This window comes from Spirosoma pollinicola, assembly GCF_002831565.1.
Classification (GTDB): Bacteria; Bacteroidota; Bacteroidia; order Cytophagales; family Spirosomataceae; genus Spirosoma; species Spirosoma pollinicola.
Map to the genome: position 1 here is coordinate 1,394,517 of NZ_CP025096.1, position 16,461 is coordinate 1,410,977.

The following is a 16,461-nucleotide window of genomic DNA, read 5'->3' on the forward strand; positions in this document are numbered from 1 at the left end:
AGAAAACGTGGAGTTTTTCTGTTGAGGAAATTCTCATGTTTTCAATGCGTGATGGCTTAAAATCAGGCTATAAGTAGGTGTAGACCTTGACTCTGATAAAGGGGAAAATTTCCATCGTGGCTAATCATGATCAGGTTTTCAGTAATAGCTTGGCAGATCAGAAGATGGTCAAAAGGGTCGTTATGAATAGGCATCAACTCTTCTAACTGCTGCATGTGCATCACTTTAGAAGCTAGTAGTTTGACACCCAACGTTTCTTGAAGGGTCTTGGCAATGTCGGAAATGGTAACGCTCTGGAGTAATCTGAAATCTGGTTTGTTCAACTTCGCTTTAATAACGATTTCACGCAGGCTCTCATGACTAACATAAAATTCGTTTGCCTGATCGAACAGAACAGCTTTGATGAAAGGCTTTAATTGAGCGTCTTGAGTGATGAGCCAGATAAGAACGTGCGTGTCAAGAATATACCTCATTTCTTAACGGTACGGCGCAAATCGGCACTCCAGGCGGATGGCTTACTGATAATTTTATCTTTAAAAATACCAAAACCCGCCTTCATATTTGATTTAGGCATAGTAGTCTCCTTTTTTGCCCCTTTACCAGAGTTGGTTTCCTTAGTTTGGACCGGATTAGATTTGGTTACGTGTGCCATGCTGATTACTAACTAATTTCTGTAAATGTAACGAATTAAGCTATTCGTAAGTTTAAAGGGCTTATTCCATCCAGTGAGGTGGTCAGATTTACCGGCACACTAACTTTGCAAGTTTTGCGGTGGGGCCTAAAAACTATTGGTGCTGAACGGATTGTGGCACCAGCTTAAACCGGTAACGCAGACTGATACCTTCGGGCGTGGTGCTGTTTTTGTGAGGAGCGGGCCCACTCCAGTCCGACCATTCTGTCGATTGGGTTGGCCGATACGGTAGGTTCATGGGAAAGTACAGGTGCTGGCTATAGCGTAGCGTTACCCAGATAGACCAGTTATAGACAACGTTCACCGTCGTCTCCCAGGGTATGATCAGAAAATTACCTTCATGCCGAATCTGTTCGGTATGGAGTTGGTCGAAGCTGCCACCTAAAAAAGAGGGAACGATCACCTGATCGGGTTTGAGCGTGTCAAGCAGCGATGTCGCCACCCTAATTTCGGCCTCCAGCACACCCTGCCGGCCACTATAGTCCAGCTGACGGGGTTCATGCCAGGCAAAAATGGCCCCGGCTATACTCCAGCCAGCCAGCATCAGAGCAGTAGTCGTCTGTATCGGACGCAGATATCCATGTCCGCCATAAAACAAAGCCAACCCGCCCGTGACGATGAAACCTACTAGGGCCAAAATAACCCCCAAAAGGAGACTTGTCGACAAGCTGGGTCCCTGTCCGGGATCAGACCGGTTAATCGAGTCGATAGCCGTTAGGGTTAGGATAAAGAACAATGGCGCTGCACATAGGCCAAAAACGAAGGCGGTTACATAGCGTTCCATGCTCGGTATTGGGGTTAATATACTGATTTAGCTGGCTAATCGAGCAGCCGATCCCGCGAGCCCGGCTGTTCTGATCTCGCATCCAGTTGCTTCTGGTAGTGGAACCACTGCGTGGCGAAAATAGCACTGAGTAGCCCCAGGGCGACTCCCATTGGCCGATCATCCTGCCATTGCCAGGTAACCATGTCTATTCGAATGCTGATGGCCACGGCAAAAAGACTGCATAGAATAGTAGCCATCCGACAAACATTTCGCTTTTCCATTGTAATCGTTGGGTATCGTTGGGTGAGGAATAAAGAACGATACAAACCTACGGAGAAGCGGCAGGCAGGGGTTAGCAGGCTCGTAACATTCTATAGCACGGCTGTAACAGGGGATAAAAGAATTGGTGAATGGAGCCTGTTGTGTAGTTGGGCTATAGATTATCTACCGATCCCTAAGTATCGTCATGTTTTCTCCGGCCGTGATGATACCTTGCCGCCCTGGTTATCTCCTCTACTCATGAAATCAATTCGTAGTCTGCTTTTGGGCGTTATCCTGTTGATAACATCGCACCTGGTATCAGCCCAACAAAGCAAGCGAGACAGCCTGGAAAACCTCCTTACTCATGCCGGCATGGACACCAATCGGGTAATCCTGCTTAACAAAGCAGTTGGGTTGTATTTCAGTAACAATCCCCAAAAAGCAAAGCAATATGCCGAACAGGCATCCCGGCTTGCCCAACAACTTGGTTATTCTCGCGGGATTGGTCGTAGTTACCTCAGTCTTGGGGTTTACTTCTGGTCGCAGGGGCAGTACCAGCAGGCTATTCAGTTGGCGAACAAGGCCCTGCCTTACTTTGAGAAGTTGAACGATCAGAACGGACTCTCGTCGGTATATAGTAACATCGGTCTGAGCCTGCGCGCCTTGGGCGACTTTTCACAGGCAACCTCCTATTACTTTAAAAGCCTGCGGGCGAGCGAGAAAGCGGGTGATTTGGGGGGCGTTGCCAAGACGTATAATAACATAGGTATCGTCTTTAAATACCAAGAAAAATACGATCATGCCTTGTATTACTACTGGCAATCGTTTCGGAAAAGTGCCGGTGTCGATCCACGCAATCAGGCGGGGGCTTTAGCAAACATTGGCGTCATCTATCAGCTCAAAAAAGATAACCTGAAAGCCATTACCTACCTGATTCAGGCCCGCAACCGCTTTGCCGCCCTCAATGAACCTATGGGGCTGGTCATCTGCGACAACGATCTGGGCGAAACATACTGCCGGATAAAGCAATATGATAAGGCCGAAACAACGGTTCAGCGGGCGTTACAGGCAGCCACCCGCCTGAGCTACACGCCCGGCATCGTATCGAGTTTGCTGTCACTGGGCGAGATTCGATTGCAGACCGGCCGGGCAGCGGAAAGTTTCGATTTTTTCAACAAAGCCCTGCCTATGGTTGAAACGGTCAAACAACAGGCAGGCCGGTTGCGCACCTATAAGGGACTGGCAACGGCTCATGCACAAACCGGCGAATATGCCAAAGCCTACCAGTTTCAGTCGAAATGGGTGGCGCTCAAGGACTCGGCCTTTAATGAGGAAAGCATAAAAAAAATCGCCGGAGTGCAGGCCGAATACCAATCGGAAAAGAAGCAGGCCGAAATCGAGCTGTTAAAAAAGGATCAGCAAGTGGATCGGTTGTGGCGTAATACGGTGGGTGCCGGTTTACTGGCGGCCTTGATCATTGCCGGTCTGGTCGTGAGTCGGCAGCGCCTGAAAATTCGTAACGATCAAGTATTGCTAACCCAGGGTAAAGTCGTTGCCGAAAAGAATCAGCAACTGGAAGTCCAGACGCAGTTGCTGGAGAGTCAGGCCATTGTGTTGACCACGCAGGCACAACAGCTTCAGGAATTAGACGAAGCCAAAACACGCTTCTTCACCAATGTTACCCATGAATTCCGTACTCCCTTAACGCTCATCATTGGCACCTTGAGTGAAAAACTACACGGGTTAGCCGATAAGGCAGAAACCGTTATTCGACGGACCGAAGTAACGGTTATGTATCGCAATGCCGAACGACTCCTGCAACTGATCAACCAACTGCTCGATCTGTCCAAACTCGAATCCGGGCAACTACATCTTCACCTACAGACCGACGACGTAAAACCGTTGTTGAACGTAGTGACCGCCCTGTTTTCGTCCACGGCCGAACAGCGGAACATTCGTCTGTCGGTACAGCTATCGCCGGAACGGCTGTTGGTCAGCCACGATGCCGATCAACTGGAGAAAGTAGTGACCAACCTGCTGTCCAACGCCTTCAAATTCACCCCCGACGGCGGAGAAATAACGGTACAGGCCGAACCCATTCAGGTTGATGACGCTGCTTTTGTTCAGATAACCGTTGACGATAGCGGTATGGGCATTGCAGCCGAGCAGACGGATAAGGTCTTCGAGCGATTCTATCAGGGCGCATCGCCCCGCATGGATCGGCAACCCGGCACGGGCGTTGGGTTATCGCTGGTGAAAGAAATTGTCGAATTGCACAAGGGAACAATCACGATCGATAGTAAGCCCGGCGCGGGCGCCCGATTTGTGGTACTGCTTCCCGTTGCCGGGCCAGAAACGGTAACGGCCAGCTCACCCACGGGCAGACCGCAGTCAGCAAATCACATTGTTTCGGTAACCATCCAGGACCAGCTATCTGCTGCGGCACCGCTGGATAAGGGTCGTACGAATCAGCCCCTGTTGCTGATCGTTGAAGATAATGACGACGTGCGAACCTTTATCCGTAACCTGATGCAAAGCACCTATCAGGTGCTGGAAAGCGAGAATGGCCGTGCGGGGTTGAAACTGGCACAGGAACAATTGCCCGACCTGATCATCAGCGACTGGATGATGCCCGACATGGACGGCATTGAACTCTGTCACCGCATCAAAACGGATGAGCGCACCAGCCATATTCCGTTTGTGTTGCTAACGGCCCTCTCCACCCAGGACAAGCGCCTGACGGGTCTCCAGACCGGTGCCGATGACTACCTGACCAAGCCATTCGATGCCCGTGAGTTACTGATTCGTAGCCGCAATCTGATTGATACCCGTCGCCAGTTGCACGAGCGCTTCAAACGAGAAATCCGCATTCAGCCGAAGGAGATAACGGCCACCTCAGCCGACGAGAAATTTATGGCCCGGGTCATGACTATTGTGGAAACCAACCTCGGCAACGCCGACTTCAGTGCCGAGCAGTTCGGGCAGGAAGTTGGCCTGAGCCGGATGCAGCTACACCGCAAGCTCGTTGGCCTGACGGGCGTAGCGGCCAGTGATTTTATGCGGCTCATGCGACTGAAACGGGCGGCCCAACATCTGGAAGGTAGAACCGGCAGCGTGTCGGAGATTGCTTATGGAGTAGGCTTTAATTCGCTGTCTTATTTCGCCAAATGTTTCCGCGAACAATTTGGTATGTTACCTACCGACTACCAGAACAAAGCACGTACGCCGGCCTAGGGTATTGCTTTGTTGCCATACTTACTGAGGTAGTATTTACCACCCCGTTCAGCGGTTGTTAGGGAGCGGGAAGTGGGCAGCATTCCCAGTCAGCAGAAAGTGAACCCGGCCAGACAGTAACGGGATTAGTCGGTTTCAAAACCTTTTGGTATGCGAACCTCAATCTTACATCGCTCAAAATGGGCCTTGGCTCGCTTCAGACTCAAGAATAAGTCACCTTCCAGTTTACTTAATCCATTGTGTAAGGTGTAGATATGCTGGCTTCTACCCTTAATTCTCGTACTGCAAATGGCTTTAATCTTATCTTTCGCTAACGTCCGGTCGGCCGTAACATAGTACACCACATCACCGACAAAAATTTCTAACATGATCAAGCGTGAAAATCAGGAAATGCTGTAGCCTAACTCTCCATAACAAAAACAATAAGAAGTCGTCATTAATTCGTCATTATCAAGTAATTGCCGGTTATTTATATTTCCTGAACTACTCCACAGACATAGTTTGTTTGACGTTGTTACAACTGACGCAGGCGGTCATCCGGATGTTAATATGGAGCGGATCCGGGCATGACAGAAAATCTGAAAACGATACGATGGTGATATGTTTCGCCCGGATACAGTCTCGTATCTGGAAAATGGGGCTGATTTGGACTGTCGGGGAAATACTGGCACTCAAGGCACAGGCCATCGAATGGTCCGTATGAACCCGGTTCGTTGCCAGAAAGATAATCACCGGTGTACAGTATCATGCCTGGGTATGAAGTGTCCACTTCCAGCAGGCGACCGCTGACGGGCTCAAACAGGCGACACGCGTTGGAAAACAAACCGCCTGTTTTTTCGAGGACATAACAAACATTGAGACCGGCCAGCGTATGGCCATCATCCTTAACCCTGCTCCTGATTGCGTTTGCATCGAAGGTGAGTTGACCGGCCGGAATTAGTTGCCCCGTGGGAATATAATCGTCGCCTGCCTCCACTATGTACCGGGCGTTAATAGAAAGCTGGTGATCCAGAATTTTTCTAGCCCCGGCGGATAAATTAAAGTAGGCATGGTTGGTGAAATTGGCCACCGTTGTGCGGTCACTGGTAGCCCGGTAATCGATGGTCAATTCATTTTCGTCATTCCATCGGTAATTGACAGTAAAATCCAGCGTGCCGGGGTAACCGCCATCCCCATCCTTGCTGGTCAGCGTGAAGGAAACGCTTTGTTCATCGATCGTGTAGGTAAACACGTTACGATTGAACCCATTATAGCCACCATGATTGGACTGGCCGTTATCATTATCATCCAACGCGTATTCGTACTCATCCAGCGTAAACCGGGCACCCTTTATCCGGTTTGCAAACCGCCCGATCGTTGACCCCAGGTAGTAGGTATCAGCTACGTAAGCTGCTAAAGAATCGTAACTCAGGATCACGTTGCCCAAATGGTCGTGCCTGTCGGGTACGTAAATAGTTACAAGCGTAGCTCCGTAGTTGGTAAACTCAACATAGGCTCCGCTACTGTTGGTAATCCTGAACAGATAAACGGGGACCTGATCGGCTTCTCCCCAGAATAAAGAGGTTATCTGACTCATAGGTTATGGTGCAATTTGTTAGTAGCCACTTTGTCAATAAGTAAAAATACCTGCTGGTGCTACAGGGGTAAATGGATAATCTGATGATATGACAAAACAAGATTCGTTCTGATGCAGGAATGCGTTTTATTGCTGGCTGCACACTGTCGATCGCACTATTGAGTCGGTATAAAGCTGTGAAATCGTACTTTGTCAGACAATACTGATTTTTACTGCGTACAGCATCAGGGTTTGTGGTATTTAGATAAACTAGGACATGCTCAAAAAAAAGGAAGGCTTTGCCGGGCAGCGTAGTTGTGCATTGCCAGCGGAACTGACGCGACAAATTGCGGTACATCCTCTTTGCGAAGCACTCTATATCACCGATATGGGCTATTATCCCCATGCGGCATTCCATAGTCGGGAACGGCGCAAGGGCAGCCAGCAGCACATTCTTATCTATTGTATCAAGGGTGAAGGGTGGTATTACCTGAATGATCAGAAACATACGGTAAAACCTAATCAGGTGTTTATCCTGCCGGCCAATGTAGCACACCGCTATGGCACGGACGATACAAATCCATGGACTATTTACTGGCTTCACTTTACGGGTTCCCGGTCGCAGCATTTCCTGGATTTTCTGTTGCAGGAGTCGGGCAAATTACTCATAACCGTTTCTCCCCAGCCCGAGCGATTTCAGCTTTTCGACGACATCCTCTCGCACGTCGAGATGTCGTACAACATGGACAGCATCGTATATGCCAACAGTAGTCTGGCCCGTTTTCTAGCGACCTTTAATAATGCCGTATACAACCCAAACACAGTCAACAGGGTAGAAAACGATCCGATTAGCCAGACCATCACGTTCATGAAAGAAAACCTCCGCCAGTCGCTCAAACTGGAAGAACTGGCGGAGATAGCGGGTATGTCGGCGTCGCATTACTCGGCTGTTTTCCGCGAGAAGGTACAGAGTGCGCCGATCAATTTTTTCACGTTCCTGAAAATTCAGGAAGCCTGTCGGCTGCTTGAAAACACCCAGTTACGTATCAAAGAAGTGGCTTACCAGATTGGCTACGCAGACCCGTACCACTTCAGCCGGGTCTTCACGAATGTAATGGGCGTTTCCCCCCGCGACTTTCGCAAGCTGAGAAAGGTGTAGACCCGGTCAGGAGTGACCCTGTCAGGAATGCTGGTAGTTTGCCTGTTGAAAATCGACCATGTTGCGGTGAATGATGGCTCCCTGATGGTTAATGTCCATCGTTAGCACTTTATCAAAATAAGCGATAGCCTGACTCGTGTGCTCATTACCCAAACCCAGGTTGCCCAGGGCCATCAGGTAATAGCAGTGAATCCGGTTGCGCTCGTTGAGGTCCGTGTCGAAAACCAGCATGTCGGGCAGCGACACGGCGAAATAATCGAGTTTAATCTCGTCGTTCAGGTGTGCTTCGCCGTACTGGATCAGCTTCGTGAACAGCCGTTCGGCCCGTTCGTGGTCGTTTAGTTTTTTCCAGGCCAACCCCTGATAAACCAGTTTGTCGGGTTGCTGGTCGTTATAGAAAATGGCTTGTACGGGCGCATCGAGGCCCAACGTAGCCCGTTCAAAATACGCGATTGCCGTAGCTGTGTCGTTCAGCGCTTCATGAGCCAGCCCTTTCAGGTAAAAAATATCATTCTCCTGCACGCCATACAGTTTCCCTTCGCCCAGATTAACCGGATAGGTTTCTGCCTCAGTCAGCAGGTCAAGGGCTTCCGTCGGATTATCAGCTCGTAGAGCCTGTTTGGCCAGTTCGATATGGCTAATCAAATACTGCCCGACTACTTTGCCCTCGCCCCCTTCCCACGGGTGAAACTGCCGGGCGGCCAGCAATTGCCGGGCGGTCTGGTAGTGGCCCAACTGGTTATAGAGCGTGATGCGTTCGAGGTATAAATCATCCCGCTGCTCAGTGGCAGTGAGGTGCTTTTCGAGTAAGGCGAGCCTGTTGTGGGGGGCGTGGTTCAGTTTTTTATACAACTGGTCCAGTTCCATCAGTACCCGTGCATCGGTGGTGTCGAGCGCGAAGGCTTTTTCCAGCATCCGAAGCGCATCGTCTGAGCGATACAATTTGTTCTGATAGGCCAGCGACAGGTTGCGGAACACCGTGGGGAACGTATCGTCCAATTGGGCCGATTGCTCCCAGGCGGCAATGGCTTCGGCATATTGCCGGTTGCCGTACCAGAAATTGCCGAGGTAATAAAGTGTGCGGGCGTGGTTGTAGCCGGTCTGCGTAGCGGCCCACTGCAACACAATCAGTTCATCGAGCCGGTTGGGAAATACAAAATCCGGGTTCGCTTCGGTCGCTTTTTCGAGGTAAGCCGCACGTTGGTCGGTTTGCCCCAACTGAGCGTAGAAATAAGCCAGAAAATAATAGACGATCGGGTAAACCGTCGACTGCGATTCAACCAGTTCCAGCAGTAATTGAGCCGCTTCGTCATACAACCCGGCGCGGCTGTAATCAAGAGCGTAGGCCAGATAGTTGTGGACATAGTGCCGCATGAGTTTCTTCAGCTCCTGACGCGCTTCAGGCCCGGCAACGTTATCCTTATCCGCTTCAATGAGAACCCGCTCGAACAAACACCCGAAATGAAATTTATCGATGGCCAGGGTATCGTCGATGAGCCGCCGGGCTTCGTCCAGGTTGCCTGTTTTGCGGAGCAGGGCCACCTTCAGATGCCGGGCCGAGTGACCGTGCCAGTTGCGTACCAGCGACCGCTCGACCAGTTCGAGGGCCTGTTGGTCGTTCTTTCGACGGGTGGCAATCCGGGCAAGTTCCAGAAAGCTGGTATCCTGCCAGGCGGCATTCCAGGTGGCTTTGTAGAACGCGTCGAACGCGTCGTCGTAGCGGCCCAGCCTGGTCAGGCACAAGCCCAGATTGTAATACGCTCCGCCGTCGTAGGGGTTCGGGTTGCGGGCCGTTAGCGTTTGAATAGCCGCCCGGAAATACGGTTCGGCTTTGGCAAATTGCCCGTGTTTGTGATACCACAGGCCCATCGCGTTATTGCAACGGCTGTCTTTCGGATCCCGGCGCAGGGCTTCTTCGTAGTAATCCGTCGCTGAATAAGTCGCGTGGCGATACTGCTCGATGTGCTGACCCGTTAGAAATAGTTGCTCATTAGTTTCGACATCGGCCGGGGCTTTCGCTGCGACAGCCGGTTCCGGAATAGTAGGTTCAGCACTGCTATCGTCGGGCTGGTAGGCTACCAGTTCAACGCCTTCGGAGGTGGTCACACTCACCCGAACAGCGGCTTGTCTGCTTATCGTTACGGCTACAGTATGTATGAACGGATGGGCTGGCGAGAGGTCAACACGCTGCTCAAAAATGACCTGGTCCGCATCCGTTAGCCGTACTAGGGCTCCCGGATAAGCGGCTGTTGTATAGACGCTTATCTGAACCTCGTTTTCTGTAAATTCCAGATTGACAGCCGCTTCCTTCGTTGCGTTTTTGACGATGCCAATTTCGCTGTATGGCATAAAGTACTGCACGAAGGTGCGTTCTTCATTAGGCATAAGCCACGAAAAATCGGGCTGATTGTCGGTAAATACGCCCGTCATTAACTCCACGTACGGCCCGTCTTCATCGGTCAGATTGCGGTCCCAGGCGTAGCCAAATTCGCCGTTGCCCCACGTCCACTGCTTTTTGCCGGGCGACAGGTGGTGACTCGCCACGTGCAGCAGCCCCCCTTTGGTGTCGTGTTCATACCCCCCCACAAAATCGTATTTCGACTCGACCGCCATGTAGGATGTGGGTACCTGAATATTCTTGTAGCGCGAAATATCTGTTCCCGGCGAATAATCGACTTTGTAGTAGGTGCCTTTCGCAATCGGAAACGACGAAACGTCCCGGCGACCGTGGTCGAAAACAGCGTGCACATCGGGCGGAAACACCGATTGATAGTGGTCGTTCACTTTCAGGGCCGGGTTGCTCCACCACAGAAACGTTTGGGGAACGTCGGTCCGGTTATAGAGGACGCCCTGAATTTCGAGGTAAGCCTTGCCGGGGTGGAGCCGGAAACCGGCCATGCCTTTTGTACCAAACATCCGCTCCACTTCGCTCACCCATACCGTTTTAGACCCATCGGCGTGTTCTTCCATCGTGAAATCGACAGCCTCGAATGTGCTTGGACGGTGGTGCTGCGGCCAGTTGAACTCGATACCACCCGAAATCCAGGGGCCAGTCAGCCCCACAAGGGCGGGTTTGATAACCTGATTGTAATAGACAAAATGACGATTTTTGACTTTATCGAACGCCATCTGAACCCGCCCGCCCAGCTGCGGCAGAATCATGATCTTGAGGTATTCGTTTTCCAGGTAAACCGCCTGATAGGTCTGGTCTTCTTTCTGGTCGTTGATTTTCTCGATAACAGCGTTGGGGTATACCACGCCACTGCTCCCCTGATACACCCTTTTTTCCAGGAACATCGGGTTCTTTTCGGGTTTTCCCAGGCCGTAGGTAGGGATGATTACGGGTTCTTCCCAGACACGAACTTTCTGTGAGGTCATTGTATGATGTGTTTAGTAAGGATCTTGTCAAGTGGGCGGGATTGGTCACGCCCTGCTACATGTTTATTTCCTGAGTTGGTTTTGGGTACCTAAGCGTAGTCTTTTCCCTAAAACCACTTCATCAATTCATCTACAATCAGCGTGTGCCCGGCTTCGTTGGGGTGATTGCCCTGCGCCATATACCGGCTCAGGGTGTCGCCCTGCTGACGTTTGGTGTCGAACGCCTGATAGCTGTCAACCAGGCCTGTCTGGTATATATCTGCCAGTTGCCGAATCTGGTTGGCGTGTTGATTCAGTTCGTTATCGGGTTTGCTCATGTCTACGCTCAAATCGGGCGAGGGCGTGAGCAGAATGACTTTTATGCCCGCCTGCTGCGCCTGCTCAATCATTGTCTGCCACGATTGTCGCGCCTTTTTTACGCCAATTCCCCGGTCGTTGAGGGCGTAGTCGATAAACAGGACATCGGGTTTATGCGGCAGCACATCGGTCTGAAAGCGGGCGGCTCCCTGTTCGGAATGCTCTCCGCCAATGGCCGTCACCAGTACGTTAATTACAGCCGTTGGATACCGTTCTTTCAGGTGTTTCAGCAACTGATTCGGGTACGCACCCAACGTGTTAACCACCGGCGTTTTGAAGTACCCGGCCGGAACGCTGTGGCCGTGAAACAACAGCGTGATCGACCTGTTTTTCGGCCACTCTTTTGTCAATTCCGTTTTGATGTCGGCCAAAAATGTGGCTGGGTCAGCTGTACCGTATGACACCGGGCGGGACGCCGTCAGCAGCATAAGCAGGGAAAAAACGGCCGCCAGTTGGGAGGTTGACTTCATGAGATGATCTAGTTTTTAAGGGCCTGTTCCGTCTTTTTTGCCGTAAGAGCTTTAACCTCGTCAACAGATAGCGCACCCGTTGGGCTAAATGCTTTCGTATTCATGTAGTTCAGCAAACTATACCGCAGTTGCCGGGCCACCAGACGGTTTTCAAGGTCGGTGCTAATGTCGAAACTACAGAGCATCAGCCGCCCGTCGCCCACCTTTGCTTCCACGATGCTTGCCAGATACCGATTGTTGGCGAAGTTGTCGATCTGTCGCACGATGGGTGTTAGTTTGTTGTCGGGCAAGATCATCGTAGTCGATTTGGTGCATAGATCCCACCACTGCCAGTCGGTGTGGAAATCGGTTGGAAATCCGCGTAGCGCCGGGTGCGTGGGGTCGCATAGCAGGCCCATCGTGATCGCCTGCGCCGGGAAGTGAACTGGACTCCAGAACACAGGAACAAACTTGCCTTCCATCCCGGTCATCTGCTTGTAGTCGGGGTTAAGCAGCACCTTTTTGCCCTGCGCCAATGCCTGCATGGCCTCGTCGGTCGATTGAGTGAAGACGACATCCGCCGAAACATCGGGTACGCTGGCGGGATATACCCAGACGTGCCAGGTGTTTTTGTAAGGTGTTCCCTGCAGTGACAGGGTCAGCGTGAGTTGTTTAGCGGTTTTGATGCCCGACAGGCTGGCGTTGATGCTGCCGAGTGAGTTGCCGTTTCCCACCGGCACCGTCGTTTTCGGGAGTTTCCCACCGGCCAGTTGCTTTCCGGTTTCGTCCCGCAGTGACCATTCCGGTGTTACGTTCGGTAACGGAACGGCGCCGAAGTTGGCGAGTTCGGCGGTGGCCGCGAACGTCTCTGCGTTGGTATAGGTCGCTTTGGGGAAGCGTACCAGCGGCACCACCGATGAACAAAACTGCCGGAATTCTTCAGCAGTCAGGATACCCTTGCTATCCCAGAAAGCATCGAGCAAGCCAATATCCGCCGTACCCTGTCCCGGAAAATCGTGCAGGTCGAGCAACTGAATGCCGCTTGCGCCCGGCGTGCGCAGAAGCCGTTCCAGTTCTTCCTTGTACAAAATAGCCGCCAGTTTTCCGCTCGCTTTCAGGTACTTGTCGGCTAGCGGTAGCAGTCCCTTTTTTTGCAGGTCGTTGCGAATCGAAATCAGGCTGATGGGTTCCAGCACGCCTGTGTATTTACTGATTTCGGCCATGTTGGGAAACACGGCATACTGCCCTACTTCGTGCGTCACGAGCGGTACGGGCATGCCCACTATGGAGGCCGAGTAGTCATCGGTAAAGGCTGGCGATTGCTGGTTGAAAACGCCCTGTCCGCGCACCCAACCCAACTTTGTCTGTTGCGTGATGAAGTAGTCGTCGGCGGGTTCGGGCCAATTTCCGTGGGGCGGCTGAAACGAGTACGAGGTTGTGGTGTACAGGTGGCGTTTGTCGGTCTGCTGAAGGTGCGTCATCAGATCGGTCAGGAAGCTGAAGCGCCCTTCCAGTTCGTTTCCCATCGACCAGAAGCAGAACGACGGATGATTGCCGTATTCCCGGCTCATACGGGCCGCTTCATGTCGAATGAACTGGTCGGCTTTCGGGTCTTCGCCCACCTGCAAACTCCATAAAGGCAGTTCGATCTGCAAATAAAAACCCAGCGAATCGGCTACGTCGAAAGCCGCTTCGGGTGGACACCACGAGTGGAACCGGATATGGTTCAGGCCGTATTGACGGGCCGTTCCAACTACTTTTTCCCAACCCGCGCGATCGGTAGGCGGGTGACCCGTGAGCGGAAAAATAGCGCATTCGAGGGTGCCCCGCAGAAACAACCGGCGACCGTTGATGTGAAGCAAACTTTTCTCGCTGGTCAGTTGCCGAACGCCGAACGTGGTTTTATACGAACTTTTTGTTTTGGCATTATCCGCTACAAATTCGGCCGTCAGGTGATAGATCGAAGGCGAAAATTCATCCCAAAGCTGTATGTTTCGGCCCAGATCATACGCCATGTCTACCCGTTGCTGCCCGGAATCCACCCGTATCGTTTGCCTGGCTGCGGGCAGGTCTTTCCCGTTCACACGCGCTGTTAACTGCAACATGCCGGAAGTTGCCTTGCCCGTTTTATTTTGTAACTCAACCTGCACATTAACCGTGTTTGTCTTCGTCGTTTCGGTGCGGAGGTGACTGATAAAAACCGGTTCGCGGGCGATGAGAGCAAGTTTTCCGATGGCTCCGTTCCAGATCGTCTGCGTTCCGTCGGTATAGGCGTGAGCCAGCGTATTATGACTGATTTCGTACTGCCGCTTGTTGTTCACGCGTAGTAGGAGGGTGTGTGTACCCGGCGTCAGCAGGCTCGTCAGGTTGTATCGGTGGGGCGTGGTCAGGCTTTCCTGCTGTTGCAGATTTGCTTCGTTTCCATCTACATACACCCGGCTTTGCCAGAGCACCCGTTCCAGCATAAGCTCAATTTGTTTACCCTGCCAGTTGGCTGGAATGTTTACGGTACGCCGGTACCAGACCGTACCGATATAGCGATGTTTACGGGCCAGTTGATACAAGGCTTCGCGGTCGAGCGATGGTTTCATTGTGAGGGAATCGCCCAGGCCGGCTTCATCTGTTGTGCCGGGAAGAGTCATCCTGTAGGGATAATTATTGTTCAGCCAGCGATGCGCCCCGCCGTCCAGGTTTGTGTCAAAAGCCACATCCCACTCACCTGCCAGCGACAGTTCGTCCTGGGCAAAGGCGAATACGGGCAGGACGATAAGGCTAATAAACAAGAGAATAGTCTGGCGCATAGGTGATGAAAGAGTCAGGATAAATACAGGAGTCTACTATATGATTATATGTTTTTTATCTTTCCAAAGAGTGAAACGTCTTAATCTTATTGATGAAGCTGTTTAAACTCTTATTTCCCGAGTCGGATTATGTGGTTTTTTGTCATTCCGATGATAGGAGGAATCTTGAACTCTCCTGATAGGCAATTTCAAGATTCCTCCTATCGTCGGAATGACAAAAACGCTCTTTTCTCGGCCATTCTGAAAAGTTTAAACAGGTTTGACATATTAGTAAGATAAAGTGCCGATTCCTCCCTTATCGGAATGATAAAAAAGGTTAGTGCGGCATGAAAACTTCTTCCATTTCTTCCAGCGTCTTGCCCTTCGTTTCGCGTACGTTGCGGAGAACGAACACGAACCCGATCAGGCAAATACCGGCGTATAGCCAGAACGGTCCATACGTACCAAGCGTCTCGGCGAGGATAGGGAAGGTGAAGACGAGGATGAAATACGACCCCCATAGCGCCAGAATCGCAACCGACGAAGCCAGCCCCCGCACCCGGTTCGGGAAGATTTCGGAAATAAGTACCCAGGTTACGGGTGCCAGCGAGGTGGCGTAGGTAGCAATGGCCAACAGCACAAAGATGGATAATAATCCTGCCGACGCTCCGGTTTGCAGCAGCGTCGCAATAACGACGTAGAGAATGCTGAGACCAATGGCCCCAAACAGCATCAACGGCTTACGGCCCAGCTTATCGACCTGCCACATCGCTACCACTGTGAACAGTAAATTGACAACACCAATTGCGACCGTCTCGAACAGTTGCCGGTCCAGGTTGGCCCCAACGGTCTCAAAAATAGTAGATGTGTAATTGAACACGACATTGATACCGCACAACTGCTGAAACACCGCTAGTCCGATACCCACGAAAACCGCCGACCGTATGCCCGGTGCCAGTAATTCTGACAGGGCTACTTTTGCCTTGTTTTCGGCCGAAAGGTGAACGTCGGCCACTGTCTTTTCGGCAAAAACAGGACCGCCAATGCGTTGCAGAATGGCCGTTCCCTGTTCAACCATTCCGTGCTGAATCAGCCAGCGGGGGCTTTCGGGCAACCAGACGACACCGAACAGGAATAAAAGTGACGGCACAGCTCCCAGACCGAACATCAATCGCCAGGCATCGGGACCGTTGTTGGCCAGACCATAGTTAACCAGATTGGTAATCAGAATGCCAATGACAATGGTCAGTTGGTTAATGGCCACATTTCGCCCCCGGATCTCGGCGGGCGACACCTCGGCAATGTACATCGGACTCAGCATAGAGGCCATTCCCACGCCAATACCTGCCACGAATCGGGCTACCATAAACGTCGTCAGCGAACCGGACAGGGCCATCCCGACCGACGATACGGCAAAGATACCGGCTGCTACCATCAGGGCCGGTCGGCGGCCGTACCGGTCAGCAAGTCGGCCCGCTATGACGCATCCCGCCATACAGCCCAGGGCCAGCGTTCCCGTCAAAAAACCCTCCCACCAGGCCGTTAGGCCGAACACCTCCCGCAGCAATGGCAATGCCCCGGCAATCACAGCAAAGTCGAACCCGAAGAGGTAGCCGCCCAACGCTGAGATAAAGGAAATGCCCAAAGAATAATTCGTACTGACGCGGGAGTTTTCCATTATTGATTTTTAACTATTCGGTTATAGAGTTGCAAAAATATCAGTTCGTGACGCGCCTATACATAGTTATTCTTACGGAAAAGTTGGACGAAATGATGAAATAAACAGGTTCGTTAAAGTACTGACAGATCATTGCCAGACAGATCGGATCAG

Annotated in this window: 11 protein-coding genes; 2 read left to right on the forward strand and 9 right to left on the reverse strand. The window is 51.6% G+C overall.

The window, feature by feature from the left end; all coding sequences use genetic code 11:
- Window positions 1-62 precede the first annotated feature (62 nt).
- From CWM47_RS06055 to CWM47_RS38025, 3 genes are all read right to left on the reverse strand, one after another.
- Window positions 63-473 (reverse strand): type II toxin-antitoxin system VapC family toxin, encoded by a 411-nt coding sequence (locus CWM47_RS06055; protein WP_100987130.1) that lies wholly within the window; start codon window positions 471-473, stop codon window positions 63-65.
- 312 nt (window positions 474-785) lie between these two features.
- Window positions 786-1,475: a hypothetical protein gene (locus CWM47_RS06065; RefSeq protein WP_100987132.1), complete on the reverse strand. Its 690-nt coding sequence runs from the start codon at window positions 1,473-1,475 to the stop codon at window positions 786-788.
- Between the two features lie 35 nt (window positions 1,476-1,510).
- Window positions 1,511-1,738 carry a hypothetical protein gene (locus CWM47_RS38025; protein WP_170069410.1) on the reverse strand — a complete coding sequence of 76 codons (228 nt, stop codon included), beginning with the start codon at window positions 1,736-1,738 and terminating at the stop codon, window positions 1,511-1,513.
- 238 nt (window positions 1,739-1,976) lie between these two features.
- On the opposite strand from CWM47_RS38025, the gene CWM47_RS06070 reads away from it, so the two are divergent.
- Entirely contained in the window at window positions 1,977-4,952 is a 2,976-nt protein-coding gene (locus tag CWM47_RS06070; protein WP_170069411.1) for a tetratricopeptide repeat protein, read from the forward strand.
- A gap of 125 nt (window positions 4,953-5,077) precedes the next feature.
- Here CWM47_RS06070 and CWM47_RS06075 read toward each other — a convergent pair whose 3' ends face one another.
- The gene (locus CWM47_RS06075) at window positions 5,078-5,320 is read right to left on the reverse strand and encodes a hypothetical protein (protein ID WP_100987134.1); all 243 of its coding nucleotides are present in this window, start codon (window positions 5,318-5,320) and stop codon (window positions 5,078-5,080) included.
- 176 nt (window positions 5,321-5,496) lie between these two features.
- Entirely contained in the window at window positions 5,497-6,528 is a 1,032-nt protein-coding gene (locus tag CWM47_RS06080; RefSeq protein WP_100987135.1) for an aldose epimerase family protein, read from the reverse strand.
- Window positions 6,529-6,784: 256 nt separating this feature from the next.
- Between CWM47_RS06080 and CWM47_RS06085 the strand changes: the two genes are divergently transcribed.
- Entirely contained in the window at window positions 6,785-7,666 is an 882-nt protein-coding gene (locus tag CWM47_RS06085; protein ID WP_100987136.1) for an AraC family transcriptional regulator, read from the forward strand.
- Between the two features lie 21 nt (window positions 7,667-7,687).
- Here CWM47_RS06085 and CWM47_RS06090 read toward each other — a convergent pair whose 3' ends face one another.
- The 4 genes from CWM47_RS06090 to CWM47_RS06105 all read right to left on the reverse strand — a co-directional run bounded on the left by CWM47_RS06090 (window position 7,688) and on the right by CWM47_RS06105 (window position 16,308).
- On the reverse strand, window positions 7,688-11,044 hold the full coding sequence (locus CWM47_RS06090) for a DUF5107 domain-containing protein (RefSeq protein ID WP_100987137.1): 3,357 nt from the start codon (window positions 11,042-11,044) through the stop codon (window positions 7,688-7,690).
- A 107-nt stretch (window positions 11,045-11,151) separates the two neighbouring features.
- On the reverse strand, window positions 11,152-11,871 hold the full coding sequence (locus tag CWM47_RS06095; RefSeq protein ID WP_100987138.1) for an SGNH/GDSL hydrolase family protein: 720 nt from the start codon (window positions 11,869-11,871) through the stop codon (window positions 11,152-11,154).
- Window positions 11,872-11,879: 8 nt separating this feature from the next.
- Complete coding sequence (locus CWM47_RS06100; RefSeq protein ID WP_100987139.1) at window positions 11,880-14,651, reverse strand: sugar-binding domain-containing protein; 2,772 nt, start codon at window positions 14,649-14,651, stop codon at window positions 11,880-11,882.
- 316 nt (window positions 14,652-14,967) lie between these two features.
- Window positions 14,968-16,308: a sugar porter family MFS transporter gene (locus CWM47_RS06105; RefSeq protein WP_100987140.1), complete on the reverse strand. Its 1,341-nt coding sequence runs from the start codon at window positions 16,306-16,308 to the stop codon at window positions 14,968-14,970.
- Between the last annotated feature and the right edge of the window lie 153 nt (window positions 16,309-16,461).

Coding starts and splice junctions, on each gene's coding strand:
- CWM47_RS06055 (WP_100987130.1), bottom strand. CDS start 473: ATGAGGTATATTCTTGACACGCACGTTCTTATCTGGCTCATCACTCAA.
- CWM47_RS06075 (WP_100987134.1), bottom strand. CDS start 5,320: ATGTTAGAAATTTTTGTCGGTGATGTGGTGTACTATGTTACGGCCGAC.
- CWM47_RS38025 (WP_170069410.1), bottom strand. CDS start 1,738: ATGGAAAAGCGAAATGTTTGTCGGATGGCTACTATTCTATGCAGTCTT.
- CWM47_RS06105 (WP_100987140.1), bottom strand. CDS start 16,308: ATGGAAAACTCCCGCGTCAGTACGAATTATTCTTTGGGCATTTCCTTT.
- CWM47_RS06065 (WP_100987132.1), bottom strand. CDS start 1,475: ATGGAACGCTATGTAACCGCCTTCGTTTTTGGCCTATGTGCAGCGCCA.
- CWM47_RS06090 (WP_100987137.1), bottom strand. CDS start 11,044: ATGACCTCACAGAAAGTTCGTGTCTGGGAAGAACCCGTAATCATCCCT.
- CWM47_RS06070 (WP_170069411.1), top strand. CDS start 1,977: ATGAAATCAATTCGTAGTCTGCTTTTGGGCGTTATCCTGTTGATAACA.
- CWM47_RS06100 (WP_100987139.1), bottom strand. CDS start 14,651: ATGCGCCAGACTATTCTCTTGTTTATTAGCCTTATCGTCCTGCCCGTA.
- CWM47_RS06085 (WP_100987136.1), top strand. CDS start 6,785: ATGCTCAAAAAAAAGGAAGGCTTTGCCGGGCAGCGTAGTTGTGCATTG.
- CWM47_RS06080 (WP_100987135.1), bottom strand. CDS start 6,528: ATGAGTCAGATAACCTCTTTATTCTGGGGAGAAGCCGATCAGGTCCCC.
- CWM47_RS06095 (WP_100987138.1), bottom strand. CDS start 11,871: ATGAAGTCAACCTCCCAACTGGCGGCCGTTTTTTCCCTGCTTATGCTG.